Genomic DNA, 25105 nt, shown 5'->3' with positions numbered 1-25105 from the left:
GACTCGCCGGCGGCGAGCCGTTGATCCGGCTAAAGCATCGTCTTGACGGAACTAATGATCTTGTCGACGGGCGACTTGCCAATGGCCTCCAGCGCCAGGACGGCCACAATCAGTAGAAAATAGCTGCCGGCGACCAAGTAGAGGCGGAGGTCCCGCCGCCATTCACGGGCAAGTTTTTCCGGTTCGTAAATCTGCGGCACGATCGCCAGCACGGCCAAACCGAGCGGCTTGATAGCGTCGACGGTCTTGACCGATGGATTGAAGTAATCGAGCGCGATGACCAGCCCGATGCCGCAGGCGATCCCGGCGACAATTCCGAACAGAATCAGCTTGACCCGATTGGGGCTGACCGGTTTGGTCGGGGTAACGGCCGGATCAACGATGCGGAAGGTCGTGGTTTTATCCTGAACCTCCATCTGCTTCGAAACCTCGGACTGGCCATGCCGCGACATCAGCTGGTCGTAGATCGCCTGCTGGCTTTTCTCTTCCGTCTGGAGTTTTTCCAGCCCCGCCTTGGCCTCGGGAATGCGCTGCAACAATGCCTGGTTCGAGTTGATGAAGCGCTTCAAGCCGTCCTCACTCAGTCTGAGGGCATTCAACTCCGCGTCGACCTTGTCTACTTCCTGGGGGTCCACCACCATCGGGACCCCATGACGCCCCTTCATCTGCTCCTTCAGGGTATCGATCTCGCTCCGCACCTTGATCACTTCGGGATAACTGTCGGTAAACTGGACGCGCAGCTCTTCGAGGTGTTTCTGCAGCGAGATGAGTTTCGTCTGCAGCGGGTCGGAAGCCATTTTCGTTACCGGCTTCAGCCCCTCCAGCTGCCGCCGGCGCAGCTGGATATCGTACAGTTTCTGCTGGGCAGTATTGATCTCCTTGAACAGGTTCGCCTCATCAATGGCGATGAGCCCCCCCTTTTCAGCCTTGTACTGATTGATCTCATCCTCCGTCTTGTCGAGCTTCTTCCGGAAGGTTCCCATCTGCTCCGACAGAAACTGGATGGCCCCGTATGATTCTTCCCTTTTCGAGGAGACATTTTCCTCGATATAGCGGCGAACAAGCGCATTGACGAAGTCCCGGGCAAAACGCGGATCACTGTCCCGGAAGGAGATGATGAACAGATTGGGGTCCTTGATCTGGATACTGGTGTTCTTCTGCAGCCGCCGGACAGTATCTTCCAGCTTCGCCGCCCCCTTCCCTTCCAGCCCCATGTCGAGATCGTCCATCACCTTGAGGATCAGCGTCCGGCTGGTGATGGCATAACCGAGAACCCGCAACGTATCGTCCATCGACGGCGTGATGGCGAGCCCCTTGATCAACTCGCTGATCACGTTCTTTTCGATGAATACGGTACTGCTTGCCTGGTATTTTTTCGGCTGCAGGTAGCAGAAGATCACCGCCGCAGTCATGATAGCCAGGGCAACCGCCATGAAGAGCCGCTTCTTCCTGTGAATCAACTGCAGATATTTTCGATAATCGAACTCGGGTGTCGCCGCCATTCCGTATCTCCGCCTCGCAAAATAAATGATTCGTTACGACCGCCGGACAACCAACCGGCGCTAGAACATCCCTTCCTTGACGATCACGTAATCGCCCGGCTTGAGCTTGATGTTCTGACTCAGGTCGCCATCGTTGACCAGGTCCTTCGCCTTCACTTCAAGCAGAACATCCTTGTCGTTCTCCCGGCGGTGAATCACCGTATCGTTCTGCTTGGCAAACTTGGTGAACCCCCCCGCTTCGAGAATTGCCTCCATCACCGTCATCCCTTCGCGATACTCGATGAAGCGCGGCGTATTCACCGCCCCCAGCACATAGACATTCTTTTCCAGTGCCTGGGGGATAAAGATAGCGTCATTGGTTTCGATAACAAAATCTTCAGCGGTATCACCCTTTATGAAGAGGTTGTAAAAGTCTTCCTTGATCTTTTTCCCGTTACGCAGCACGTACGCCCGGTGATAGTCGGCAACTTTCGCTCCACCGGCGGCGACCGAGCCCCCCCCTTTGCCGTCGCCGGCGGCAACGTTGCCGATGCTGCAAAGAAGCTGCAGCAACGTGGTGCGACGATTGAGGTCGAACACCCCCGACTGGACGCCGCCGCCGAAGATGTAAACCTTGCTGTTGGTGATTTCCCGTACCGTAACCGTCACGATCGGGTTCTTGACAAGCTCTTTCAACCGCTGGGCGAGATCGACCTGCAGCTTGGCAGGGGTGAATCCACTGGCGACCACGTCGCCAAGGCCGGGAATGGTAATCTTCCCGTCGGGGCGGACCCGTACCGAAACATTGAGTTCCTTGGCCCCCCAGACGGCGATATCGAGTCCGTCGCCCTCGCCGATCACGTAATCGCCGGCAAGCGCCCCCCCGACACCGAAGCCGAGGGTTATCAACACCACAAATACCAGAATGACTCTCTTCATAGGATCTCCCATTTCCCCACAAACTCCGTGCGGGCTTATCTCCCGCCCCGCTGGAAGAGAACGACCTTGATGGTTTCCAGGATGATCATCAGATCGAAGGTAACGGACAGGTTCTTAATGTAATACAGGTCATAGCGGAGTTTTTCGACGGCATCCTCCACCGAGGCGCCGTAGGGATAGCGAACCTGTGCCCAGCCGGTAACGCCCGGTTTAACGAAGTGCCGCTCGGAATAATAGGGAATGACCTTCTGAAGCTGTTCGACGAACTCGGGACGCTCTGGACGCGGACCGACAAGACTCATATCACCGATCAGCACGTTGAACAGTTGCGGGATTTCATCAATGCGGCTCTTGCGGAGAAAACGGCCCAGCCGGGTCACCCGGGGATCGTCTTTTTGCGCCCAGACAGCACCGGTCGCTTTTTCGGCGTCGGTACGCATTGTCCGAAACTTGAAGAGATAGAAGGGCTTTTCCCGCTCGCCGACCCGGAGTTGACGGAAAAAGATCGGGCCGGGGGAATCGAGCTTGATCGCCAGAGCAACCACGGGAAAGAACGGCAGGAACAGGACCCCGCCGAGCAAGGCGCAAAAGATGTCGATGAGCCGCTTGAACAACCGGATGAGGGCGGTGACCCGGAACCCGGACGAAAAGATAAACCAACTCGGATTGATACTTTCGATCAGCAGTTTGCCGGTAACCCTCTCGTAAAACGACGGCGCGTCCATCACCTCGATGCCGCTCAGTTTGCAGTTGAGCACATCCTTGAGCGGAAAAACCCCACGACGCTCGCCGAGGGAGACCACGATCTTGTCGGCCCGGTGGCGACAGACCGTTTCAAAGAGCCCTTCCTCGTTGCCGACGATGGCCTGGGTCGGGACATAGACCGGCTCACGGGCGCAGGAAACATAACCGGAAAGGACGTAGTTCTGCCCCGACGCCAGCACGAGGCTGCCCATTTGATTCGCCAGGGGGCCAGTGCCAAGGATCAGCACCCGCTTGGCGAAAGCGGGAAAAATGAACCCGCCCCGGCTTCCCGCATGCCAGAGAAACTGAAACAAGCCGAAAATAACCACCGAAATTAGCAGAACCCCCCGGCCATCGAGCGCAGCCGGCAGGAAGAAATAGAGCGCGGCAAGGGTGAAGAAGGCGAGAATCAACTCGATCACGACCCTCCCGGCGAGATCCCGGGGGCTCAGTTCCCGATCCTGGCTGTACAGTTCGACGAAAAAGGCCGAAAACAGCATCACGGCGATGAACAGGACGAAATGCACGCCACTCATCCCGAAGTAGCTTCCCAGAGAAGGCATCTCGCCGAAACGAAGGGACAGCCCTGCGAGCACCGCCGTTCCGGCACAAAAAGCATCTCCCAGCATCAATGCCAGATATCGTTTGCTCATATCAGTTCCCCCTTCTCTCATCCCGGTCAGCATGTGCGGACAGTTCGGCAAGCAGCTTGCGGGCCTGGCCGGATTCCGGGAAATCCCCCTGACGCATGGCCTGCTGCAGTGTCGCTGCAGCCTTGGTCCGATCGCCAGTCAATTGATAGGCCAGGGCAAGATGGTAACGGACGGATGGGTTGCCCGGCAGCAGCACGGCTGCTTTTTCCAATACCTTGCGAGCTTCGGCCTTGCGGCCGTTCATAAGGAGCGCGTAGCCGTAGGTGTCGATGATGGCCGCATTCCCCGGTTGAAGCCGAAGCGCGGTCAGGGCAAGACGCAGCGCTTCGTGGCGAGGGCCGAATCCGTCGGCATAGAGGAATGCCAGATTATTCAACGCCGGCACGTAGTTTTCCGACTTTTCTAGGGCCTGCCGGTACTTGTGGATAGCCCCTTTCCGGTTGCCGGTCGTTTCAAGGAGCATCCCTTGGGCAAAGATTGCCGGCGCATACTCCGGCTTGCCGCGGAGGATCTTGTCGTATTCGTCCAGGGCCGCCCGCGTGTTGCCGCTCCGCCCCAGATAATCGCCGAGCTGCATGGCAGCTTCGATATTATCGGGATCGCTGCCGAGACCGCTTTTCAGCTCCTGGATAGCCCGGGAGTAGTCTCGCTGACGGGCATAAACCGCCGCAGTGAGGGTGTAACCGAAGGCCGAATTCGGCTGCAGCGCAACGGCCCGGCGCGCCTCCTCAAGGGCGCGGGCCAGTTCGTTTGCCTGCAACAGGGCCGTAACCTTGAGGGAAAGGCCCTGCTGCGGCGCGAACGATTCGAGATCGGTATAGGTGTCGAGCGTATCCTTAAGCTTTCTCTGCGCCAGCAACAGCTGCCCTTTCGCCACGTAGGCCTCGGGGCTGCGTGGCCGGCTTCTGATCGCTTCATCGAGAATGCCGATCGCCTCGCCATGACGCCCCTGTTTCTCAAGGTAGGCTGCCAGGGCGAGATAGCCGGGATAGGCGCCCGTTTCCTTGGCCTTTACGTACCAGCCGTACACCTCCCGTTCATGACCGGTCAGTTCGGCAAGGGCAGCCATGCCGAGCAGCGCCCGGACATTGCGGGGATTGTCGCGAATGATCGTCCGGTACTCGTCGGTAGCATGCGCGAGATCGCCGGTGGTTGCGTAATATGTGGCAAGATTGAACCGCGCCGGGAGGAAAGATGGATCGATCTGCTGGGCTTTTTGCAGGGCGCGCACCCCTTCGGCCGGATTCCTCTGATCGAACAGCACCGCCGACATGGTGTTGTAGAGTACGGCGTCGCTCTTCTGGCCGGTGAGCCCCGCTTTCAGCGTTGTAAGCGCCTTATCACGCTTTTCCTGGCGCAGATAGTAAAAGGCGAGCACAAGCCGCGAGTTGAGCAGGTCCGGAGCAACCTTAACCGCCGTGGTGAAATCACTTTCCGCTTCCTGCGTCAATCCTTTACTGAGGTAAAACAACCCCTTCTTCAGATGGGCGTCGACGATCTTGGGATCGAGCTCGGTGGCCCGGTTCAACTCCTTGATCCCTTCGTCGTAATTCCCTCGCGCCATGTAAGCGCTCCCGAGAATATTGTGCGCCAGGGCATTGCGGTTGTCCTTGTCCAATACGCGCTGCGCTTCGGCGATGGCGTCTTCAAGACGTTTTTGCTTAAGAAGGATGACGGCCGTCAGGATACGTGCCTGGGCAAACGACGGCTTGTGATCGAGAATCTGCCGGAACTGGCTGAGGGCGCTTTCGAGCTCGCCCTTTTCATACAGGCTCAGGCCGAGATAATAGAGCCCTTCGACGGATGGATATATCTTGTTGGCATTCTGCAGGTCGGTGATCGCTTCGGGATAATTTTGCTTTTTAAAGGCGATCAGGCCCTTCAGTCGATATCCTTCGGACGACTTGGGAAATTTCCGCACCAGCATTTCGGCGAGTTGATCTGCCTTGCCGACATCGGCCTTCTCCAGGAGAATTGCCCCCTGCTGATAGAGCGGCAGCGGATCGGCTGGTTGAAGGCCGGCAACGGTCTGGTAAATTTGCAGGGCGCGGTCGCGATTCCCCAGGGACATTTCGTATCGCGCCAACAGGTTATATGCTTTGACGTTTTTTGGGTCGGCGCTGAGGATTTCAGCGATCAGCGCTCGCGCATCTTGCTCGCGCCCTTGTTTCTGCCCCATCAACAGCGCCGCAAGCTGCAGCTTCGCCGGCAGCCGGTTCGGTTCACGCTGCAGGGCGAGGCGGAACTGCCGCTCGGCCTCATCGTTCATCCCCTTCAACGCATAACTGACACCGAGCACCTCGAACGCTTCCGCCGCATTCGGATGGGCCTGGAGATAGGCCGAAGACTGTTCGATCGACTGGTCCGGCTTGCCGAGTGAATTGTACAGTTTGGCAAGTTCAAGGTGGATGTCGGCACGGGATGGATTCTGCCGCTGTATTTTGAGTAGTTCTTTCTCCGCCTGTTCATATTTGCCGAGCGCCTGATAGGCTTCGGCCAGTTGGAAACGGGCATCCTGAAAGTTCTGGTCCTTCTCCAGGGCATTCCTGAAGAGGACAATCGCGCCGCCGGGATTACCGCCTTTCAGCAGCGATACACCCTCGGCGTAAAGCTCATCCTTACTCTTGCTTCCGCACCCAGCGAACAGCAACGCCGACAGTGCGAGGCAGGCAATGATCCGCAACCTAAACAATGCTGTACCCTCCAGGACCAATTTCAACCCCGCTCATCAGGTTCTTGACGAGCAGGACGAACTTGTCGAAATTAAGCGGCTTCATCAAACAGTAGGAAACTTCCAGCACCTTAAGAAACGACAGCAAGTCGGAACTGATATGGTCGGTAAGCACAATAACGGGGATACTCAACTTCTTGATATCGGCACTGAACTGGGCGCCAAAGGGATAGCTGGCGATGACGAGGTCAAAGGCCCCCTGCTGCTCGGGGGCGGCACCGGCGGAAACCTGCTCCGCAGCATAGCCCTGCTTGGCCAGAATTGCGGCGCAGACCTTGGAAAACCCACCTTCGTCATAGATAAGAATCTTGCCCTGTTCCATAATGTTTACTAAGAGAGCAATAATGATACCGCTTTACATTTCTTTACATTTTTATCTCCTCAGGCGATTGAAAAATGGATTTTGTCAATCGATAATTGGTTGAAATCGTTAACCTGTACCACCTCACCCCTAAAATATATTTATCTACCGCGTTAATTTTCTGCCGGTAATAATTCCTGCCGAAATCGGCAACACGACAAAAAGTGTTTCCGCTGGAAACAACAACCATCAATCTGCGTCCTAAAACAAAAAAAGGTGTATCCATTGGATACACCTTGCAGTAAAACCACGTAAAAACAACCAATTTACATAGGCATCGACTGTTACCATCGGTAACAGTCGATGTTTGTCACTTACATTCCCAGATCGTCAAGCCGCTTGTACAATGTCTTGCGTGAAATGCCAAGCTTCTTTGCCACCCGGGATTTGTTCCCGTCGCATTCCCGTAGCGCCTGAAGGATCGCCTCTTCTTCCAGTTCGCGGAGTGTTTTCGGTTCGGAGGAGAGCGGTTGCTCGTCCAAGCCGGCCATAATCTCTTCAGGAAGATGCTTGAAGGTAATCTCGCCCCCCCGAGCCATCACCACTGCCCGCTCGATGGTATTGCGCAATTGCCGGACATTACCCGGCCAGGGAAAGCCGACCAGCGCCTTCATCACCTCGTCGGAAATCCTGAGAGACCGGCCTTCGTTGAGGCCGAATTCCCTAACGAATTCGGTGATAAGCAACGGGATGTCCTCCCGTCGTTCCCGTAACGCCGGGACATTGATCTGCACGACATTGAGTCGATAGTACAGGTCCTCACGAAACGAGCCATTGGCAATCTCACGCTTCAAATCGCGGTTGGTCGAGGAAACAACTCGAATATTCACCTTGATCTTCCGGTTGCTTCCCAGGCGCTCAATCTCTTTCTCCTGGAGCGCCCTGAGCAGTTTGGCCTGGAGAGAAAGCTCCAGTTCGCCGATCTCGTCGAGGAACAGCGTCCCATCGGCAGCCGCCTCGAATCGCCCTACGCGGCGGGCCGACGCCCCACTGAAGGCCCCTTTTTCGTAACCGAACAGCTCCGATTCCATCAGTTCGCGGGGGAAAGCTGCACAGTTGACCGCGACAAAGGGACGGTCTCGACGCACACTCCCGTAATGAAGCGACCGGGCAATCAACTCCTTGCCCGTCCCCGTTTCACCGCAGATGAGCACACTGCTCATGGAGTTCTTGACCGCCTCGACCGTATCGTAAATCTTCTGCATGCCGGCGCTCGTACCGATAAGCCGGCCGGCACCGTCCCGCTCGGCGACCTGCTTGCGAAGTTCCGCGACTTGGCGTTTCAGTGTCCGCTGTTCCACGGCTCGAGCGACCATGCTCTTCAGTTTGACATAGTCGGGCGGCTTGATGAAATAGTAGAAGGCACCGCGGGTCACTGCGTTGACCGCAGAATCAACCGAGCCATACGCGGTAAGAAAAATTACCGGGATATCGGGGAAATGCTCCACCGCATATTCAAACAACTGCATCCCATCTTTGCCCGGCATCCGGAGATCGGTAATGATCACATCAATATCGCGCGACTTGAGAAGCCGTTCGGCGGCCGGGACATCGGCAACGGACGATACCATATGCCCGTCACCGGTCAAAATTGCCGAGAGCACCCGGGCGGCATTTGGCTCATCGTCAACGATCAGGACATGTCCCTGCACAATCATTCTCCTTGCGTCATCTCCCCCGGAGGGATTACCGGCAGTACGATCCGGACTGTTGTGCCACCGTGTGGATTGCCGATAATTTCAAGCTTTCCCCGATGGTGACGAATAATCTCACCCGTTATGAACAACCCGTACCCCCGCCCCAGCTTCCGACAGCCTGCAGCAGGAAAGCCGCCGATATTCTTCGTGCCGCGATAGTCGATTCCGGGGCCGGTATCCGCAATCTCGACAACGGCGACCTCGGCCTCGCCATCCTGTTCCCGTCTCGAACGGAGGGTCAGCATCCCCCCCGATTCCATGGCGCCAAGTGCATTGTTGACGACATTAAGAATCGCGTGACCGATGTTGAAGGAATCGAGCCTGATGACCGGCAAGTCACCGTACTCAACCTTGAACAGCACCTGGCACGCCTGCGCCTGCAGAGTAACAAGATTAGCCACCCGCTCGAGAAGATCGTTAAGTTGAATCTCCTCGCAACGGGCATCAAGATACGAGGTACTGAGAAACATGGTGATGAAATTATCCAGCTTGTGAATTTCATCATCGATGATCCCGGCAAACTCACCGAACGTCGCGTCAGTGCCGTACTTGTCCTTGAGGTAAACCACCGCCCCCTTGATGGCGTTCAGCGGATTGCGGACACCATGGGCAAGCGTAACCGAAATCTTGCCAATATCCACCAGCGCCTGGGCATTTTCCATTTCGCCGAGAACGGAGCACCCGCTACGGATATCGACTGCAATCATCGCACCGCAGCAACGGCATTCCCCGGCAAATTGAGGGATGATCTCGATGTCCGCGGTACACTTCTCCCGATGGAAACAAAACAACCGGTATCCGGCAAGGGAAAGCGGCTCGCCGTGCTCGATGGCATAGGCCACGGCATCGACAGATTTATAACCGAGGCGGGGGTAGTACTCGTAGTAAGGTACGCCGAGAGGCAATTCGGAAAACGCCGCTCCGTCACCTTCATGGGCGATGAGATTCAATTTGTCATCAACACGAAAAGAGTAGAGTGTCATAGCCAAACATTCCAGCAGCCGGAATGGAGCCGGAGGGCAACCACCCCGAATATCATCCTTGATTTCACTCCTTCAAACCTCCATGTCCCGCTAAATTCGCCGTCGAACAAAGCGTGATTGCGGTCACAAGCCGGATCGGGTAGAGTTGTTCGACGGCCGTCTGCCAGGGGATGCCTGGCTAACGCTACCCAGTGTCCACGAAAGGGCTACCATGACCGCCTCTTCCTCCCCCGCTGCCAGCCGCCGGCTGCTGGGCTCACCAGCCCTGCCCCGGATTCTCCCCTTCGCAACACTGATGCTGCTGATCGGGGTGGAGGAACTCTGCCGTTCCCTGGTGACACGGGGCATAATCGCCATTCCCGGGCAATGGTTTCTTTACTTCTATCTGCTGCGCATCGCGGCGGCCGGCGCCGTTCTTGCTATTTGCCTGGGCCGCTGCGATGAGTTCAGGATTCGCGACCTGACACGTCCCCGGCAGTCAATCGCCAGTATCTTCATCGGCGTGGTTACATTCGCACTCTGGATCGTCATGGATTGGCGGCTGCCATTCCAGTCGCCCCCAACAGGCTTCAATCCCTTGCTGATCGACGATCCCGCACTCAGAAACGTGGTGATTCTTGGCAGGATATTCGGCGCGACGGCAGTCATTCCGCTTATTGAAGAGCTTTTCTGGCGCTCGTTCCTCCTCAGATACCTCATTGATGCCGACTTCACGGCTATACCACCAGGTAAACTCACCGCTCCGGCATTTATCGTGGCAACGGTGCTGTTTGGCCTGGAACACCACCTGATTTTTGCCGGGATGATGGCAGGAGCCGTCTATACGCTCCTGTTCAGGTTTACCGGAAGCATTGCCCAGTGCGTACTAGCCCACGCCGTTACTAATCTGGCGCTCGGAGTTTATGTCCTGCTCCGCCAGGCGTGGCATTTTTGGTAGCGTCCCCCCGAAGACAGGCAACGGCATCACTAGTTGGTGACGGCTTCGTTCCGGCGAAACGCCCGTTTCAGCACGATCTGGTGAGAATCGAGGATTTCTATCTCGTCTTCCCTACGTAACGATGTCAGCAGTCGACTCACCGTTTCCCTGGCAAGATTGGCATAGCCGGCGATATCCTTGTGGGTCAGTTTAACGCTGATGATGGTTCCGCGAGCATCGTTCACGCCATGAGTATCGGCCAGCAGCTCCAACACCGTTCTGACCCGTTGCTCGGCATCGGCACTGCTCAGCACCTTGAGCATCATCCACGCCTCACGCAGCCGGGAGCAGAGAACGCCGATTATCTTTTCAACGACCTTCGGGTTGGTCATCAGGTAACGGTCGAAATCATCCTTGGCAATCAAGCCAACCGAGGTATCCTCAAGGGCAACCACCGCCGCCGGTGAGGTCTTCCCGTCCAGCATGGCCATCTCGCCGAAAAAGTCCCCTCGTTTGTGCATGGCGAAAATGCGCTCTTTGCCATCGCTTCCCGTCCTGATGACCTTCACCTTGCCGGAAATGACGATGTACATGTAACGATTGGAATCCTCTTCGCAGAGGATCATGGAGTTCTTCGCAAAACCTTTCTTCTTGACCGTTGCCCTGAGCGAGGAGAGTTCATCGTCAGTCAGCGACGCAAAAAACGGAAGACGACGAAGCATCCGTTCCATATCGGCCTGCGGGCTTCCTTCCTGAGCAGATGCCATGACAAGCCCTCCTTCCGAACCGCCGCCGGTCCGCACCATTCCATACTCCTTTACTGCTGAAGAAATCAGGACGAACCGGCCGTTCGTATCAATACATCCACAACGTGCCCAAAGAACGAATCCACTTCACGATGTGCAAAAGCCGTAAGAGGATTTAATTTATACATTGTACCCGAACATTCCCCGCAGGCAACAGCAACGGAGCACTGAGGCGCTCCGGCATCCCCCGCCGGTTCGATAAAGCATCTTAATATACCAATGCAATAAAAACCAACCAAATTTAAAGGGTACTAACCTGATAACCGGGCAGCGGCCCGTTTGCCAAGGCATTGCATCACGGTAACCTCCCCCGGCCCCGCACGCCGGCCCGTTACGCACCACGTCGAGGAGGACATGTAATTTTTTCCAGAATACTCCGTCGGTTTATTTTACACTTTTAGAGATTTTATCGACCACAGCTGGAAACAGTCCTGTCATTTCTGATAGTTGCAGAATGGCACCGGGCTTGCTATTGGTAGATGCATGGGTTAGCGCAAGCGAAGGATGGTTCTTCAAGACACTTTGCGTAATTAAACAAATAAAGGGGGGAAAACTGATGAAAAGGATTTTAGCGATATTTGCCGCAATTTGCTGCTTTGCAGCGTCAACCGCTCTGGCGGTACCCATTTCGGGCAGTCTCAATTTTGCCGGCGCCAGCTCCTACCTGGGCGGCACCACCCCGTCAACTGCCACCGGCATCGATTTCCTGCTGGGATTCACGCTGCTCGGTAACGAGGGAGATTACGCCGCCATCCCTTCCGGGACCATGGTAACCTTCCAGGACTTCTATTTCAGCCCGACGTTAAGCCCGAACCCGGTATCGCCACTCTGGACATTCACTTACAACGGCATTACCTATGACTTCGTAATGACTTCGGTCACGTCTTCGGTTTCGCCCGATGGCTCGTCGCTGACGCTGGTCGGTTCCGGAACGCTCGGTATCACCGGTTTCGATGATACCCCGGGGAACTGGATTTTCACCACCCAGGGGAATTCAGCCGTTGGAACATTCTCCGCCACGTCCGCTGTACCCGAACCGGGGACAATCGTTCTCCTCGGTGTCGGCCTGATTGGCGTCGGGCTGTACCGCCGCAGCAAAAAAGCCTAACGGAACACCCTGCCAGCTTACAGAAAAGGGGGACGTCATGTCCCCCTTTTGCATTCCAGCCAATCGATGCAGCGCTTCAACGGCGCCAGGGAAAAGGAACACCTGCCCGGCTCGCCTCAAGATCAAGAGCAGCAAGCTGCGCCTGCAGTTCCTTGATCCGCGCCTCGTCCTTCTGCACTTCAGCAAGCTTTTTGTAATAAGCCTCACGGTTACGTCCCGGCGAACTAAGCGGATTCTTGTTCACGTAAGGATTATCTTCGACAGTGGTCGCCCCTTCTTCCTGCTTCTTGGCAAAATCCTGCAGTTCTTTACCCGTCGGCAAGCGCCCCATGCTGATAACCCAAATGCGATGCAGAGCATTCAATTCGTCCCGCTTGGCCGGCAGCCCATCTTCCAGCGCTTTCATCTCCTGACGCAGCGAAGTGAACTTTTCACGCCATTCGCTTTCGGTCATCCCACCATAGCGCAGCTCTGCCGGCCGGGCCGGCGCGGCGGGCTCCGCTGCTGTCTCGGGAGCGCTCGGCGGCGGGGCCTGCGGCGTCCCGGTCACCGACGGGAGTTGCTGGACTCTCTTGAGATATTTTGCCGGGATATTCTCCGGATTGTCCGTAAAGTGAATAATTCCCCGTTCGTCAACCCAGCGGTAGGTCTCACCGAATGCACGCACCCCGGGCAGCACCGCAAGCAATGCAACGGCAATCAAGCACTTTTTCATAGCAACTCCCGAATTTGAATATGAACAGAATGTACGCCAATCGAAATAATCTGTGTAGTAGTGTTGTGTCAACAATTAACATTGACGATACAGGTGCCCCTGTGTATAGTACTGCGTTTGAAAGAGCTATTACTATTCACAATATAAGGAGTTTATCATGAAGCACCCTTATATCTTTCTGGCCGCGATCCTAATCGCGCTCTGCCCGCTCACTTCCCAGGCGAAAGAGACAAAAGACATCATCTACAAACTCAAATACGGCCAGCCGGTCGTATTCAGCCACGACATACACTTGGCCAAGTATAACAATAACTGTCGTATTTGCCATATGACGATCTTTAACCTGAAAGGCCAGCGTCATTTCACTATGGCCGAGATGGAAAAAGGAAAGTCATGCGGCGCCTGCCACACCGGCTACACAGCTTTCAGCGTTGCCAAGGAAAGCGACTGCACCCGCTGCCACACCGGCAAGCCATTTTCGGTAACCTACCGGGTAAAAGGAGCGACAGAGGTGGTCTTTTCACACGAAAACCACCTGTCGATGCTGGGCGCCACAGCTTGCAAGAGCTGCCATAACGGCAAAGTGATCACCGGCAAGGAACGCAACGTCACCATGGCCCAGATGGAAAAAGGGAAGACCTGCGGCGCCTGTCATGACGGGAAAACCGCTTTCACCGTCGCCGGCAACTGTGGCAACTGTCATAAGGGGATGACGCCGCCGAAGGTGGTTTCGTTCAAGATAAAAGGCGTTGCCGACGCGGCATTCAGCCACGAGATTCATACCGGCATGTACAAGTGCAGCGATTGCCACACCAAGATTTTCCAATACAAGACTGGCGCTAAACATTACACCATGGCCGACATGGCCAAGGGTAAATCATGCGGCGCCTGCCACAACGGCAAGGATGCCTTCGCCTCTACGGGGGACTGCACGAAATGCCACCCGACGCTCAAACCGGGCGTTGAAATCTTCAAGACTAGCATGGGCGAAGCCAGTTTCAGCCATGAATTCCATCTCGGCATGTACAAATGCGCCGACTGCCACACCAAGGTCTTCAAATACAAGCGCGGCGGGGCTCCGGCAACGATGGCCGATATGGAAAAAGGGAAATCGTGCGGCACCTGCCACAACGGTAACGATGCCTTCAGCGTTAAAGACGATTGTGGCAAATGTCACAAGATGTGAGGTAATTCCCGGTTAACCGGGAAGATTGCCGGACAACGACAAGGGCGGGGAAATCGCTGCGATTTCCCCGCCCTTATTATTTTCAAACGACAACGTGCGTTGTTACCGGCGTGACGAATCCTTAGCCAACTGCCGCAGCATATCGTAAATTCCGGCCGGCGTCGCTTCGGCAACGACCACCCTGGTGTGCAGAGCGACTTCCAGATCGGCGACGGTCAGATCATCGAGAAACACTCCCTCACCTTCCTTCAGCATCACATCGGGAATCACAACAGCCGCACCCAGTTCCCGCTCCGCAAGTTCAGCGATGATATCCCGCCCGGCCACCAGACCGGTGACGGTTACCGTCTCACCGAACAATCGATTAGGGATCGCCACCGGCACAACTGTGCAACCGGTCTTTTGTGACAGGCCAGCAAGGAAATCTGCGAGATAACGGTACGGGGACTCGCCAGTCGCCGCAGTGACGGTTATCGGTTTCAGCGGGCGGGCCCGCCTGAGCACCCGGTTGGCCTGATCGAGAAAGAGCGGGATCATCCCGACGCCGTTTTCGATCTGGGGCAGGTCGCCATAGCCAGCCAAGGGGGGAAACGGTACCCCCGCCTTGATGAAAAACTCATCGGCTAGAAAGAGAAACGGCTCGCCGAACCGCTTGGCCAGCCGGACCGCTTCCGGCTGCCAGCGGTCGATGAACCGTTCGGCATAGGCCGCGGTAACCGGCTGCAAGTCGGGCAGTCCCTGACGGTGACTGGTCAGCCCGACCGGGACGATAGCCAGGGAGGCAACCCACGGCCGTAGCGCCGCCAGGTCGTTGACGGTCCGCTCCAGCTCGGCACCGTCATTCAGCCCGGGACAGAGTACCACCTGGGTATGCATGGTAATACGGGCAGCTGCCAACTCCTCCATAACCGAGAGGATCGGCAGAATTCCCGTGCGACCGAGCAATTGTTCCCGCAGTGCCGGATTTGTGGCGTGGACCGAAATATAGAGCGGCGAAAGTCGCTGCTCGATGATCCGGGCCAGTTCGTCGCGACCGATATTCGACAGGGTCACGTAGTTGCCGTAGAGAAAAGAGAGGCGGTAGTCCTCGTCCTTTACGTACAGCGGGCGGCGCAACCCCTTGGGGAGCTGGTGGACAAAGCAGAAGACGCATTTGTTGCCGCACTGGGTAGGTGTCGGGGCAGCGAAGATCAGGCCAAGCGGCTCACCGCTGTCACGCTCGATTTCGATCTCCCACTCTTCGCCTGAGGGCTTGCGCAGGTCGAGAACCATCTCTTCATCGGCGGTGTAATAATTGTAGTCGATGATATCGCGCAACGGCTGGCCATTGATTGCCAGCAACCGATCACCAGGCTCGATTTCCATCTCCTCGGCGATGCTCCCCGGTACGACGCTCTCAACCAACAGCCCGCTCATGCTTCCCCCCGATAGAAGGAAGTACCGAGATACCAGCTACGCAGCGAACCGAGAAGCACCTTGAGAACGGCAGTCAGCGGGACGGCAAGCAGCATCCCGAAAATACCGAACCACTGACCGCCGATAAAAAGGGCGACAATAGCGACCACCGGGTGCAGTCCAACCTTGTTGCCGACCACCGCCGGGGTGATGACCGCCCCCTCGACTCCCTGGACGATGGCGAACCAGCCGAGACAGAGGAGCGGATGGAGCAGGTCGTGGAACTTGAGAAAAGCCATCATCAGCGAGACGACGATCCCGAAGATCGTCCCGACGTAAGGGATAATGAAGAGCATCCCCGAAAGGCTGCCAATGACGATCGCCAGGTCGATGCCGATCAGGGTCAGTCCGATACTGTAAAGCACCGCCAGAATGGCGCAGACCGACAGCTGGCCGCGAATGAAGGAAGAGAGTACCTCGTCGATCTCCCGCCCCAGGCCAAGGCTCCGGTCCCGATAGCGCAACGGAACCAGCTCGAGAAGCCACTGTTTGAACAATGGTAAATCCGCCAGGAAATAAAACAGGTAGACCGGGGTGATCAGGTAGCCGACAATACTCAGGATCAACGACAGGGTCGAGGCGAACGCCTTTCTGGCCACCGCCAGCACTTCACGGGCAATATCGAAGGAGACGCCGCGCAACTGCTCGACCAGGCGGTTGATCTGGGCATAAAGTTTATCCTGGGTTTCAATATCGAGATAGACCTTGACCTGAGCAGGGATCAAATCGTAGAGGCGGCCCGCATATTCGGGCAGATTGAGCTGGACGCTCGCCAGCTCTTTCTGGATCGAGGCGGCCAGGAAGGCAACGACGGCACTGCAGACCGCCAGAATGCCGGCCATCACGATGACGATTGCCAGGACTCGCGGGACCTTCCGGCGCACCAGCCAACCAACCAGTGGATTCAGCACGTAGGCCAGGATCAGCGCCAGCAGGATCGGCAGCAGGATCGAGCTCAGCGAATAGGCCGCCAGGAGCATCAGCACCAACGCGGCGCCGGCCATGAGCAGGATGGATTTCTGTCGGGTAAGTTGGGTCAAGGGAACGTATCAATCAGGGGAGAGCCGGAACAGGCGGGACTTTCCGACCCTCCCCTCGTGGACGAGATTATTGATGCAGACGGAAATTTCCGTCAACCGAGGTAATGGAAGAAATCGCGTGTTTATAGATCAGGATGTCGCCCTGGATCTCCATCAAAACGGAAAAATTGTCGAATGACTTGATATACCCCTCCAGCTTTTCACCCGACATGAGCCGAACGACCACCTTCACCCGCTCCTTGCGCGACTGGTTCAGATATTGGTCCTGGATGTTGAATGGTGCTTTCGCCATTGTCCGCTCCTTTAATGATAAAATCCCATAACAATGTTACTTATACTAGCAAAGTTCTTCGGATATTCAACCCAGATTATTGCAGTTTCCCTTTTGAACCAGGTGAGCTGGCGTTTAGCATAGCGACGGGTATCCCGTTTGATGAGACGTACCGCTTCCTCCCAAGGGTATTCACCCGCCAGGGCGGCGCACACTTCCTTGTAGCCGATGGAGCGCAACGCCTTCAGTTCGGGTGAATAACCGGCCGCCAGCAGGCGCCGCACCTCGTTGACCAGCCCGGCGGCAAGCATCGCCTCCACCCGCTCCTCCACCCGCCGGTAGAGGACCTCCCGATCGACCATCAGGCCGAGGTTGAGACACTCGTAAGGTTCTTCAGCGAAGCGGTGTTCCTCATGGAAAGTCGAAAAGGGCCGACCGGTCAGCAGGAAAACCTCCAGTGCCCGGACGATCCGCACCCGATCATTGGGATGGAGCCGCTCAGCAGTTGCCGGGTCGGCCAGCGCCAGCTCCCGGAGCAGCAGCTCCCCCCCCTCCCGATCGAAACGCTCTTCAAGTTCCTGGCGCAGCGCCCCTTCACCGCGGGGGGAATCGACCAGCCCCCGGGTCAGGGCTTTGAGATAGAGGCCGGTACCACCAACCACGAACGCCCGCCGTCCCCGGCGATGAATGTCGGCAATGGCCGCCGTGGCCCGCGCCTGGAAATCGGCGGCGGAAAAGTTGTAGTCAGGATCGACGATGTCGAGGAGATGGTGCGGCACCCGCCGGCGCAATTCTGCCGACGGCTTGGCAGTGCCGATATCCATCCCCCGGTAGACCTGCATCGAATCGGCGTTGATGATTTCGCCATTCCACTGTTCGGCGAGACGGACGGCTAACTCCGACTTCCCCGATGCCGTCGGTCCCTGGATGACGACCAACTTGACCCGCTCGGCGGCTGCGGGATTCATCGGGTCTCTCCTCTTCGGCAACACGGCGACGGCAGACGCTTCATTCAGCTTCTCTTGAACATTTTTTCGATTTCGCCAAGGGTGATCCGTTGCAACACCGGCCGACCGTGGGGACAATTGGTCGAGAAGTCGGTCGCGTCCATCTGACGGAACAGTGCCTCGATCTCGCTGACGCTCAAGGAGTGTTCGCCGCGCACCACGCTGTGGCAGGCAATCCGGGTCAGGATATCCTCGATCACCTCGGCGACGGTGCGGCTCTTGCCGATCCCCTGCAACTCTTCCAGCGTATCCCGGAGCAGCCGCAGATAATCCCTGCCCGCCAGCGGCCGGGGAATCCCCTTGACGATCCAGGTCGTCCCCCCGAAATCCTCCAGGTCGAAACCGAGCCGGGCCAGCTCGCCGCCATGTTCCCGTGCCATGGCCGATTCCCGATGCGACAGCTCCAGAGTTTCCGGGAAAAGCACCCCCTGGCTCTCGACCGTGCCGGCGGCAAACTGCCCCTTGAGCCGTTCGAAGGCAACCCGTTCGTGGGCGGCATGCTGATCGATGAGCACGAGGTCGGCCCCGTCCTGGCAGATGATATAGGCGGCGTGAAACTGGCCAATGACGGTCAGCGAGGAGAAGTAGCCCGGCAACGCTACACCTTCGGCGACAGAAGCACCGGCAGGCGCCCCCGTTGCGGCCGGCCGTGTCGCGGAAACCGGCGGCAGAAACGGCGAGCGTTCCGGCAGAAGCGTCGGGCGATAGTTGGCTAGCAGCTCTCGCACTTCAGCAACCCGCTGCTCGCTGATGCCGGCGGCTGGTTGGACGGCGGCCAGGCGGGCGGCGGGCGACGGGGCAGTCGGAGCGGCCGGCTGGCGCAGCCAGGGAGTAAGACGCAGTGTCTCCTCGATCGCCCCGCAGAGCAGATCGTGCACGATCCCCTGCTGGCGAAAGCGGACTTCATGCTTGGTCGGATGGACGTTGACGTCCACTTCGCCGGCAGGTAACTCGATGAACAGCACCACTACCGGGTAGCGTCCCCGCGCGAGGAAATTCCGATAGGCCTGGAGGATGGCGTGCTGTACCACCCGATCTTTGATGAACCGGCCATTGATATAGGTAAAGAGGTGCCCCGCCGTCGAACGGCTGCAGTCAGGGCGGGCCACCAGCCCCCGGACGGTGATCCCCTCCGCCGTCATCTCCACCGGGTAGAGGGCACCGGCAACCGTCCGGCCGAGCAGCGCCCCTACCCGGTTCACCAACGAACCGTCCAGGGCACGAAAGACCGTCTTGCCGTCGTTGAGGTAGGTGAAGCGGATTTCCGGCCGGGAAATGGCCAGACGGGTCAACAGATCGCCCATGTGCCCCGCTTCGGTTTCACTGCTCTTCATGAACTTGAGCCGCGCGGGGGTATTGAAAAAGAGGTTGCGAACGGTGATTACCGTTCCTTCCGCCATGCCGCAGGCTTTTACCTCGCGAATCTTCCCCCCTTCGGCATAAATCTCGGTCCCCTCGATGGCGCCCCGCTCGCGGGTCGCCAGGGTGAACCGGCTCACCGAGGCGATCGACGGCAATGCCTCACCGCGAAAACCGAGGGTCGAGAGCGCAAAGAGATCTTCATCGGTGACAATCTTGCTCGTTGCGTGCCGCTCCAATGCCATCAACCCATCTTCGCGGGTCATCCCGCAGCCGTCGTCGGTGACCCGGATCAACCGCCGCCCCCCGGCTTCGATCTCGACGACCACCTCCCGACAGCCGGCGTCAAGGGCATTTTCCACCAGCTCCTTGGCCACCGAAGCGGGACGCTCGACCACCTCGCCGGCGGCAATCTTGTTGGTCAGATTTTCGGGGAGGATCCTGATCCGTGGCGCCACTGCTCACCTCTATCGTGCTGCTGGCCTGTAATCACGGCTACCATAGCGCAACCGCCCCCCGTTTGTAAAGCGGGCCACGAAAATGCCGCCACCCTGACCGGGCGGCGGCATCACGCTTCAAACGGCAGGAACGGTAGCGACAGAGCGGTCAGCCGAGCTTCCGCCGAATCGCTTCGACAACATGGAAGGCATCATTCACGGCCGTATAGATCAGGTTCGGATGCTTCTCCTCCTGGATGCTGCCGCCACTGATTTTCATGTAGGAAGGAGAGATCGCCCCGCCGATGACGTAGACCCCTTTGCGGGTCGACTCGTATTCACTGGTGAGCAGAATCAGCCGATCACCCTCCTTGGCGACGGTGCAGACCCCTTCGGCACAGGTGATCGTCTGCACGCCGATCTTGTCGAAGATCGGCAGCGGCCCCTGGGAACCGATGCAGGCGATGACATTCTTCATCGGAAAACTCATCGCATGATAAATCTCGATCCCGTCCGGCTGGCGGAAGTCGTTGATCCGGATCACCAGCCGGTCAACCCCCTCCTCGTCCACTTCACCGATCCGGGGGATCGCCCCCGGCAGGAGCCGGATATTGCCGCCGAGCAGGATCTCCTCGCCGAGCCGCTGGGCCGTCTCTTTGTTGACATCGAACTTTTCCGCCACGTGGGCCCAGTAGACCGACTGATCGTCATTGGCTTCCCGCTTTGCCCGGAGGATGGAGATGATCACATCGGCGGCGGTGTTGCCGCCGCCGATCACCAGCGTCCGGGCCCCAAGGTACTTCTTCGGATCGTCAAGGGTCTTGGCCACCATCTTGGCGTCACCATACACCGACAGCTCCCGCGGAATACTGCTGCCAAAGGCGAGGACCACCTTGCGGGCGGCAAAATCCCCCTGCGCCGTCTGCACCACCAGATGATCGCGCCGTTCCTGCAGGTCTTCGAACTGGACTTCGGTCCGCACGGCAAGGTTTTCGTGCTGGACGAAATGCTGGACGTACTGGATATATTTTTCGACGGTCACCGGTTTGTCCGGCGGCCGCAGTTCCTCGACGAGAAACGGTTCACCGGCTTCCTTCGGCTTGGAAGGGTAGACATTCTTTCCTTCGGGATAGGTATTGGTGATCCCCTGGAAGACGGATTTCCCCTGTTCGATCAGCAGGTAGGAAAGACCCCGCTTGTGACAGAGGTACGCACAGGCTATCCCGCCCGGGCCGCCGCCAACGATCACCACATCATACACCTTCGCCATGCCCGACCTCCTGAACCATTCGCTCCTCCTTCGTCTTTTTGGCTCAACCCTTCAGCTGCGCCGCCACAGCCCGGGCGGCTTCCTCCGCGGCCCCAGCATCGCCGAGATAATAGTGGCGCAACGGCCGGAGCTCGTCGTCCAGTTCGTAAACCAGCGGGATGCCGGTTGGAATGTTCAATTCGGCGATCTTTTCGTCGGATATCCCGTCGAGGTACTTGACCAGTGCCCTGAGACTGTTGCCGTGGGCGGCGATGAGCACCCGTTCGCCGGCCATGATTGCCGGGGCGATCCGCTCCCGCCAGTAGGGAAGAAAACGGGCCACCGTATCCTTCAGCGACTCGGTCGCCGGGAGTTCTTCGCGGGAGAGGGCCGCATAGCGCGGATCGTAGCCGGGATGACGCGGATCGTCGGCCGCCAGCGGGGGGGGCGGCACGTCGTAGCTGCGCCGCCAGAGCATCACCTGTGCCATACCGTGCCGTTCCGCCGTTTCCGCCTTGTTCAGTCCCTGGAGCGCCCCGTAGTGCCGCTCGTTCAGCCGCCAGCTGTTATGGATCGGCAGCCACATCTGGTCCATCTCCTCCAGTACCAGCCAGAGAGTCTTTATCGCCCGTTTCAGAACCGAGGTAAATGCCACATCGAAGAGATACCCTTCGCGGGCCAGCAGTTTACCCGCGGCAACCGCCTCGTCGCGCCCCTTCTCGCTCAGTTCCACGTCGGTCCAGCCGGTGAAGCGGTTTTCCTTGTTCCACAAACTCTCGCCATGGCGGAGCAGCACCACTTTTTTCATGATCCCTCCTGTCCCTTATTGTGTCAGACTCCAGCCACCCTCGCCGTTTTCCTCAAACAGGTCGGCAGGGGGAAACGGTGTATCCGACGTATCGCCGTAGGAATACTCGACGACCGCATGCCGACCGTTATCCTCCAGCCAGATCAGCTGTTCATGCTCGGTACCGGTCACCTCACCGACCAGATAGGACTTGGTCGCCCGGTTGCGGCATTCGCCCGGATCGTTTTCGCTTTTCAGCGACTGCAGACAGCGCTCCAGCCGGCCGGCCCGCGCCAGGACATCGCTCGTTGCCCGAGCCAGGCTTTTTTTGTCGACAAGCTCGCCATAGCCAGCCGCCGTCGAAAAGGCGGTCATCACCCACCCTTCGCCGCCCGATTCGGTGACCCAGGCGGTAACGAAGACGCCGGCGGCGCGTTTTTCGACGTTCACCTTTCCCGGGCAGCCGATCGGCGGTTTGCCGGACCATTTCTTGGTACGGCTGATCTCCTTGAAGACCAAGGTGGTGCATTCGGCCAGACTGCCAAGCTCGGCGGCCTGGAGCGGCGCGGCAAGGATCAGCAGCATCGACAGAGTGGGGAACAGGTAACGCATGGGCATTCCTCCGGAATATTACGGCATCCCGTCCGGCTGAACCGGAGCGGGGTCGCCCGGGCTTCCCGGATCGGCGGCTGGTTACAGTGTACACCATCTTTCCCCCGCCCGCATTGCCGGCACCCCAATGGGGCTGCGCCACCGCCGGCCGGTTGCTTTTCGGGCCACCGTGCTACAATTGGCTCAAGACGGGAAACGCGGGCAGTCGCGGCCCGGCCGACCGCCCCGGCACGGGGGGGATTTCCGTTACATAATGGAGGTATTTATGGACCTGCAGCTTACCGGCAAAAAAGCCCTTATTTCCGGTTCCACCAAGGGGATCGGCCTAGCGACGGCCATCGCCCTGGCCCGTGAAGGAGCCGCAGTGATTATCAACGGCCGGAGCGACGACTCCGTCGCCACGGCCCTGGCGCAGCTCGGGAACGCCGCCCCGGCCGCCGTGGCGGAGGGGTTCGCCGGCGACCTCTCCCGGGCCGAAGCGGCCGAGCAGTTGTTCCGCCGCTTCCCGGCCGTGGACATCCTGGTGAACAATCTCGGCATCTATGGCGCGCAACCGTTCGCCGAGATCGGCGACGACGAGTGGCGGCGGTTCTTCGAAGTCAACGTCCTGAGCGGCGTCCGGCTCACCCGGGGCTATCTCCCGAGGATGAAAGAGCGTAACTGGGGGAGGATCGTCTTCCTCAGCAGCGAAAGCGGCATCCAGATCCCGGCCGAGATGATCCACTACGGGATGACCAAAACCGCCATTCTCGGCGTGTCGCGCGGCATCGCCGAGCTCTGCGCCGGCACCGGGGTAACGGCAAACGCCATCCTCCCCGGGCCAACCCATACCGCCGGGGTGGACGGCTTCGTCGAGCAATTGAGCGGCGGCAGCTCTTTCGCCGCGTTTGAGGCGGAATTTTTCCGGACGGTCCGCCCGACCTCGCTGCTGAAACGCTTTGCCACCCCGGACGAAGTGGCCAGCCTGATCGCCTACGTCTGCAGCCCGCTCTCGTCGGCGACCAACGGCGCGGCACTGCGGGTCGATGGTGGTGTGGTGCGGGCCTGCTTCTGAGTGGCCCCGGCGGGGATCCTACTTCACATCGACGAAACGAATCCCCGCTGGCCGCCAGGCCGGGGCGATGACGTGCGCCCCTTTGTCCTGGCGTCGTTCCCCGGCCAGCAGGCTGCCGAAGCTGACGGTGAAGTCGCCGAACCGGTCGTTGACAGCGTCCATGGCCCCGGCCAGGAGCAACTGTTTCCGTTCCTCCGCGAAAAGCGGCAGCTGGTTCGACTGGTAGCGAAGATTGCTCAACCGCACGCCGAGAAGCCGGACCGGCTGTTCCAGGACGACGGTATCGAGGATGGCGACCGCCGCCCGGTAGATGTCGCCGCTCTGGTTGAGGTAGCGCGGCAGCGTCTCCTGCCGGTCCAGCCAGGTGTCGAAGTCAGCGTAGCGGATGGAGAGGGTGACGGTCTTTCCCCAGACGTTGTAACGGCGCGCCCGGCGGCCGACCATCTCGGAGAGCTGGAGGAGATGGCAGAGGATTTCGTCCCGCGCTTCGATATCGTGCGGCAGGGTCGTCGAATGCCCCACCGATTTGACCTCTTCCGCCTCATCGAGCGGCACCACCGGGGCGTCGTCAATCCCCCGCCCCATCCGCTGGAGCTTCTCGCCGACGACCCCGAATTTCCGTCGCAACCGCTCCAGCGGATAGCGGCCGAGCTCCCCGCAGGTCCTGATCCCCAGAAGATTCAGCTGCCGCGCCGTCTTTGCCCCGACACCGCACAACTCCCCGACCGGCAGGGATTCGAGGACGCACGGCACCGTCTCCGGGGAGAGCACCGTCAGGCCGTCGGGCTTTTTCATCTCCGAAGCGAGCTTGGCCAGTATCTTGTTCGGGGCGATGCCGATGGAGCAGGTAAGGCCGAAGTGGTGCCGGATCTCGGCCTTCAGCAGGTGGGCGATCCGTTCGGAACTGCCGTAGAGGCTCAGGGAGCCGGTGACGTCGAGAAAGGCCTCGTCGATGGAGAAGACCTCCACCTGGGGGGTGAACTGCTGCATCATTTCGACGATCCGACGGGAAGTATAGGTGTAGCGCCGGTTATCGCCGGTCACCAGGATAAGCTGGGGACAGCACCGCTGCGCCTGCCAGACCGCCATGCCGGTCCTGACGCCGAAGGCGCGGGCCTCGTAGGAAGCGGTGGTAACCACCGTCCGGGCCGCCGAGCCGATAACCGCAATCGGCTTCCCCCGCAACGCCGGGTTGTACTGCTGCTCGACGGAGGCGAAAAAGGCGTTCATGTCGACATGCATGATCACCCGGCCGGTCATGATGCCTCACCGTCGACCGTTTCCAGGGTCCAGAGCTGGTCGGTAGCGTTGTAGATCAACTCGTAGAGGGCCGAGCCGTCGGTCACGGTAAAATGGAGCAACAGGGCGTTGCCCGCCAGGTGCCGCCAGTGATAGGTCACCTGCTCGACGGCATGTTTCCGCCGGCGCCAGTCGAACCAGACCGGCCGGATGGCCGGCCCCGGGCCGAAGACGGCGCCGACCCTGATCTGTTCCCGGACCCGCTGCAGCATAGC

23 protein-coding genes are annotated in these 25105 nt (G+C 58.6%); 4 read left to right on the top strand and 19 right to left on the bottom strand.

What is annotated here, in order from left to right:
• Positions 1 to 29: 29 nt before the first annotated feature.
• The 7 genes from QMN23_RS09875 to QMN23_RS09845 form a co-directional block, all read right to left on the bottom strand.
• On the bottom strand, positions 30 to 1502 hold the full coding sequence (locus tag QMN23_RS09875; RefSeq protein ID WP_281999142.1) for an XrtA system polysaccharide chain length determinant: 1473 nt from the start codon (positions 1500 to 1502) through the stop codon (positions 30 to 32).
• Between the two features lie 60 nt (positions 1503 to 1562).
• Positions 1563 to 2420, bottom strand: coding sequence for an XrtA/PEP-CTERM system exopolysaccharide export protein (locus tag QMN23_RS09870; protein WP_281999141.1), 858 nt, complete (start codon positions 2418 to 2420; stop codon positions 1563 to 1565).
• 35 nt (positions 2421 to 2455) lie between these two features.
• On the bottom strand, positions 2456 to 3817 hold the full coding sequence (locus tag QMN23_RS09865) for a TIGR03013 family XrtA/PEP-CTERM system glycosyltransferase (protein ID WP_281999140.1): 1362 nt from the start codon (positions 3815 to 3817) through the stop codon (positions 2456 to 2458).
• 1 nt (position 3818) lies between these two features.
• Entirely contained in the window at positions 3819 to 6509 is a 2691-nt protein-coding gene (gene prsT, locus QMN23_RS09860; protein ID WP_281999139.1) for an XrtA/PEP-CTERM system TPR-repeat protein PrsT, read from the bottom strand.
• Entirely contained in the window at positions 6502 to 6870 is a 369-nt protein-coding gene (locus QMN23_RS09855; protein ID WP_281999138.1) for a DNA-binding response regulator, read from the bottom strand. The genes prsT and QMN23_RS09855 overlap by 8 nt, the downstream gene beginning before the upstream one ends.
• 353 nt (positions 6871 to 7223) lie before the next feature.
• Complete coding sequence (locus QMN23_RS09850) at positions 7224 to 8567, bottom strand: sigma-54-dependent transcriptional regulator (protein ID WP_281999137.1); 1344 nt, start codon at positions 8565 to 8567, stop codon at positions 7224 to 7226.
• Complete coding sequence (locus QMN23_RS09845) at positions 8564 to 9589, bottom strand: ATP-binding protein (RefSeq protein WP_281999136.1); 1026 nt, start codon at positions 9587 to 9589, stop codon at positions 8564 to 8566. Before QMN23_RS09845 ends, QMN23_RS09850 begins: the two co-directional genes overlap by 4 nt.
• A gap of 211 nt (positions 9590 to 9800) precedes the next feature.
• Here QMN23_RS09845 and QMN23_RS09840 point away from each other — a divergent pair, with 211 nt between their 5' ends.
• The gene (locus QMN23_RS09840) at positions 9801 to 10526 is read left to right on the top strand and encodes a CAAX prenyl protease-related protein (RefSeq protein WP_281999135.1); all 726 of its coding nucleotides are present in this window, start codon (positions 9801 to 9803) and stop codon (positions 10524 to 10526) included.
• Between the two features lie 29 nt (positions 10527 to 10555).
• Here the strand turns inward: QMN23_RS09840 and QMN23_RS09835 are convergent, their stop codons facing one another.
• The gene (locus QMN23_RS09835; RefSeq protein WP_281999133.1) at positions 10556 to 11311 is read right to left on the bottom strand and encodes a Crp/Fnr family transcriptional regulator; all 756 of its coding nucleotides are present in this window, start codon (positions 11309 to 11311) and stop codon (positions 10556 to 10558) included.
• Positions 11312 to 11867: 556 nt separating this feature from the next.
• Here QMN23_RS09835 and QMN23_RS09830 point away from each other — a divergent pair.
• On the top strand, positions 11868 to 12419 hold the full coding sequence (locus tag QMN23_RS09830) for a PEP-CTERM sorting domain-containing protein (protein ID WP_281999131.1): 552 nt from the start codon (positions 11868 to 11870) through the stop codon (positions 12417 to 12419).
• A gap of 76 nt (positions 12420 to 12495) precedes the next feature.
• On the opposite strand, the gene QMN23_RS09825 is transcribed toward QMN23_RS09830, so the two are convergent.
• On the bottom strand, positions 12496 to 13134 hold the full coding sequence (locus tag QMN23_RS09825) for a DUF4124 domain-containing protein (RefSeq protein WP_281999130.1): 639 nt from the start codon (positions 13132 to 13134) through the stop codon (positions 12496 to 12498).
• A 157-nt stretch (positions 13135 to 13291) separates the two neighbouring features.
• Between QMN23_RS09825 and QMN23_RS09820 the strand changes: the two genes are divergently transcribed.
• Complete coding sequence (locus QMN23_RS09820) at positions 13292 to 14320, top strand: cytochrome c3 family protein (RefSeq protein WP_281999128.1); 1029 nt, start codon at positions 13292 to 13294, stop codon at positions 14318 to 14320.
• 102 nt (positions 14321 to 14422) lie between these two features.
• Here the strand turns inward: QMN23_RS09820 and QMN23_RS09815 are convergent, their stop codons facing one another.
• The 8 genes from QMN23_RS09815 to QMN23_RS09780 form a co-directional block, all read right to left on the bottom strand.
• Complete coding sequence (locus QMN23_RS09815) at positions 14423 to 15736, bottom strand: DUF512 domain-containing protein (RefSeq protein ID WP_281999127.1); 1314 nt, start codon at positions 15734 to 15736, stop codon at positions 14423 to 14425.
• Positions 15733 to 16815, bottom strand: coding sequence for an AI-2E family transporter (locus tag QMN23_RS09810; RefSeq protein WP_281999126.1), 1083 nt, complete (start codon positions 16813 to 16815; stop codon positions 15733 to 15735). The genes QMN23_RS09815 and QMN23_RS09810 overlap by 4 nt, the downstream gene beginning before the upstream one ends.
• A 67-nt stretch (positions 16816 to 16882) precedes the next feature.
• Complete coding sequence (gene hfq, locus QMN23_RS09805) at positions 16883 to 17107, bottom strand: RNA chaperone Hfq (protein ID WP_281999125.1); 225 nt, start codon at positions 17105 to 17107, stop codon at positions 16883 to 16885.
• A gap of 11 nt (positions 17108 to 17118) precedes the next feature.
• The gene (gene miaA / locus QMN23_RS09800) at positions 17119 to 18054 is read right to left on the bottom strand and encodes a tRNA (adenosine(37)-N6)-dimethylallyltransferase MiaA (protein WP_281999124.1); all 936 of its coding nucleotides are present in this window, start codon (positions 18052 to 18054) and stop codon (positions 17119 to 17121) included.
• Between the two features lie 44 nt (positions 18055 to 18098).
• Complete coding sequence (gene mutL / locus QMN23_RS09795; protein WP_281999123.1) at positions 18099 to 19910, bottom strand: DNA mismatch repair endonuclease MutL; 1812 nt, start codon at positions 19908 to 19910, stop codon at positions 18099 to 18101.
• A 148-nt stretch (positions 19911 to 20058) separates the two neighbouring features.
• Positions 20059 to 21159, bottom strand: coding sequence for an NAD(P)-binding domain-containing protein (locus QMN23_RS09790; protein WP_281999122.1), 1101 nt, complete (start codon positions 21157 to 21159; stop codon positions 20059 to 20061).
• 43 nt (positions 21160 to 21202) lie between these two features.
• Positions 21203 to 21946, bottom strand: coding sequence for a 2,3-diphosphoglycerate-dependent phosphoglycerate mutase (gene gpmA, locus QMN23_RS09785; RefSeq protein ID WP_281999121.1), 744 nt, complete (start codon positions 21944 to 21946; stop codon positions 21203 to 21205).
• A 15-nt stretch (positions 21947 to 21961) separates the two neighbouring features.
• A complete protein-coding gene (locus QMN23_RS09780) occupies positions 21962 to 22537 on the bottom strand; it encodes a hypothetical protein (protein ID WP_281999120.1) in 576 nt (191 codons plus the stop codon).
• A gap of 265 nt (positions 22538 to 22802) precedes the next feature.
• Here QMN23_RS09780 and QMN23_RS09775 point away from each other — a divergent pair, with 265 nt between their 5' ends.
• The gene (locus tag QMN23_RS09775; RefSeq protein WP_281999119.1) at positions 22803 to 23591 is read left to right on the top strand and encodes an SDR family NAD(P)-dependent oxidoreductase; all 789 of its coding nucleotides are present in this window, start codon (positions 22803 to 22805) and stop codon (positions 23589 to 23591) included.
• 18 nt (positions 23592 to 23609) lie between these two features.
• On the opposite strand, the gene dinB is transcribed toward QMN23_RS09775, so the two are convergent.
• Together dinB and QMN23_RS09765 are read right to left on the bottom strand one after the other, a co-directional pair.
• On the bottom strand, positions 23610 to 24851 hold the full coding sequence (gene dinB / locus QMN23_RS09770; protein WP_282003779.1) for a DNA polymerase IV: 1242 nt from the start codon (positions 24849 to 24851) through the stop codon (positions 23610 to 23612).
• Positions 24848 to 25102, bottom strand: a complete 255-nt coding sequence (locus QMN23_RS09765; RefSeq protein ID WP_282003778.1) for a hypothetical protein — start codon at positions 25100 to 25102, stop codon at positions 24848 to 24850. The genes dinB and QMN23_RS09765 overlap by 4 nt, the downstream gene beginning before the upstream one ends.
• Positions 25103 to 25105: the final 3 nt, after the last annotated feature.

It is taken from the genome of Geotalea uraniireducens (assembly GCF_027943965.1).
GTDB classification, from domain to species: Bacteria; Desulfobacterota; Desulfuromonadia; order Geobacterales; family Geobacteraceae; genus Geobacter; species Geobacter uraniireducens.
This window is presented reverse-complemented; position numbering and strand designations above follow the sequence as displayed.

Bases quoted from the DNA above. Each gene is read 5' to 3' on its own strand.
- QMN23_RS09875 (WP_281999142.1), bottom strand. From the start codon at position 1,502: ATGGCGGCGACACCCGAGTTCGATTATCGAAAATATCTGCAGTTGATT.
- QMN23_RS09870 (WP_281999141.1), bottom strand. From the start codon at position 2,420: ATGAAGAGAGTCATTCTGGTATTTGTGGTGTTGATAACCCTCGGCTTC.
- QMN23_RS09865 (WP_281999140.1), bottom strand. From the start codon at position 3,817: ATGAGCAAACGATATCTGGCATTGATGCTGGGAGATGCTTTTTGTGCC.
- QMN23_RS09855 (WP_281999138.1), bottom strand. From the start codon at position 6,870: ATGGAACAGGGCAAGATTCTTATCTATGACGAAGGTGGGTTTTCCAAG.
- QMN23_RS09850 (WP_281999137.1), bottom strand. From the start codon at position 8,567: ATGATTGTGCAGGGACATGTCCTGATCGTTGACGATGAGCCAAATGCC.
- QMN23_RS09845 (WP_281999136.1), bottom strand. From the start codon at position 9,589: ATGACACTCTACTCTTTTCGTGTTGATGACAAATTGAATCTCATCGCC.
- QMN23_RS09840 (WP_281999135.1), top strand. From the start codon at position 9,801: ATGACCGCCTCTTCCTCCCCCGCTGCCAGCCGCCGGCTGCTGGGCTCA.
- QMN23_RS09835 (WP_281999133.1), bottom strand. From the start codon at position 11,311: ATGGTGCGGACCGGCGGCGGTTCGGAAGGAGGGCTTGTCATGGCATCT.
- QMN23_RS09830 (WP_281999131.1), top strand. From the start codon at position 11,868: ATGAAAAGGATTTTAGCGATATTTGCCGCAATTTGCTGCTTTGCAGCG.
- QMN23_RS09825 (WP_281999130.1), bottom strand. From the start codon at position 13,134: ATGAAAAAGTGCTTGATTGCCGTTGCATTGCTTGCGGTGCTGCCCGGG.
- QMN23_RS09820 (WP_281999128.1), top strand. From the start codon at position 13,292: ATGAAGCACCCTTATATCTTTCTGGCCGCGATCCTAATCGCGCTCTGC.
- QMN23_RS09815 (WP_281999127.1), bottom strand. From the start codon at position 15,736: ATGAGCGGGCTGTTGGTTGAGAGCGTCGTACCGGGGAGCATCGCCGAG.
- hfq (WP_281999125.1), bottom strand. From the start codon at position 17,107: ATGGCGAAAGCACCATTCAACATCCAGGACCAATATCTGAACCAGTCG.
- miaA (WP_281999124.1), bottom strand. From the start codon at position 18,054: ATGAATCCCGCAGCCGCCGAGCGGGTCAAGTTGGTCGTCATCCAGGGA.
- QMN23_RS09790 (WP_281999122.1), bottom strand. From the start codon at position 21,159: ATGGCGAAGGTGTATGATGTGGTGATCGTTGGCGGCGGCCCGGGCGGG.
- gpmA (WP_281999121.1), bottom strand. From the start codon at position 21,946: ATGAAAAAAGTGGTGCTGCTCCGCCATGGCGAGAGTTTGTGGAACAAG.
- QMN23_RS09780 (WP_281999120.1), bottom strand. From the start codon at position 22,537: ATGCGTTACCTGTTCCCCACTCTGTCGATGCTGCTGATCCTTGCCGCG.
- QMN23_RS09775 (WP_281999119.1), top strand. From the start codon at position 22,803: ATGGACCTGCAGCTTACCGGCAAAAAAGCCCTTATTTCCGGTTCCACC.
- dinB (WP_282003779.1), bottom strand. From the start codon at position 24,851: ATGACCGGCCGGGTGATCATGCATGTCGACATGAACGCCTTTTTCGCC.
- QMN23_RS09765 (WP_282003778.1), bottom strand. From the start codon at position 25,102: ATGCTGCAGCGGGTCCGGGAACAGATCAGGGTCGGCGCCGTCTTCGGC.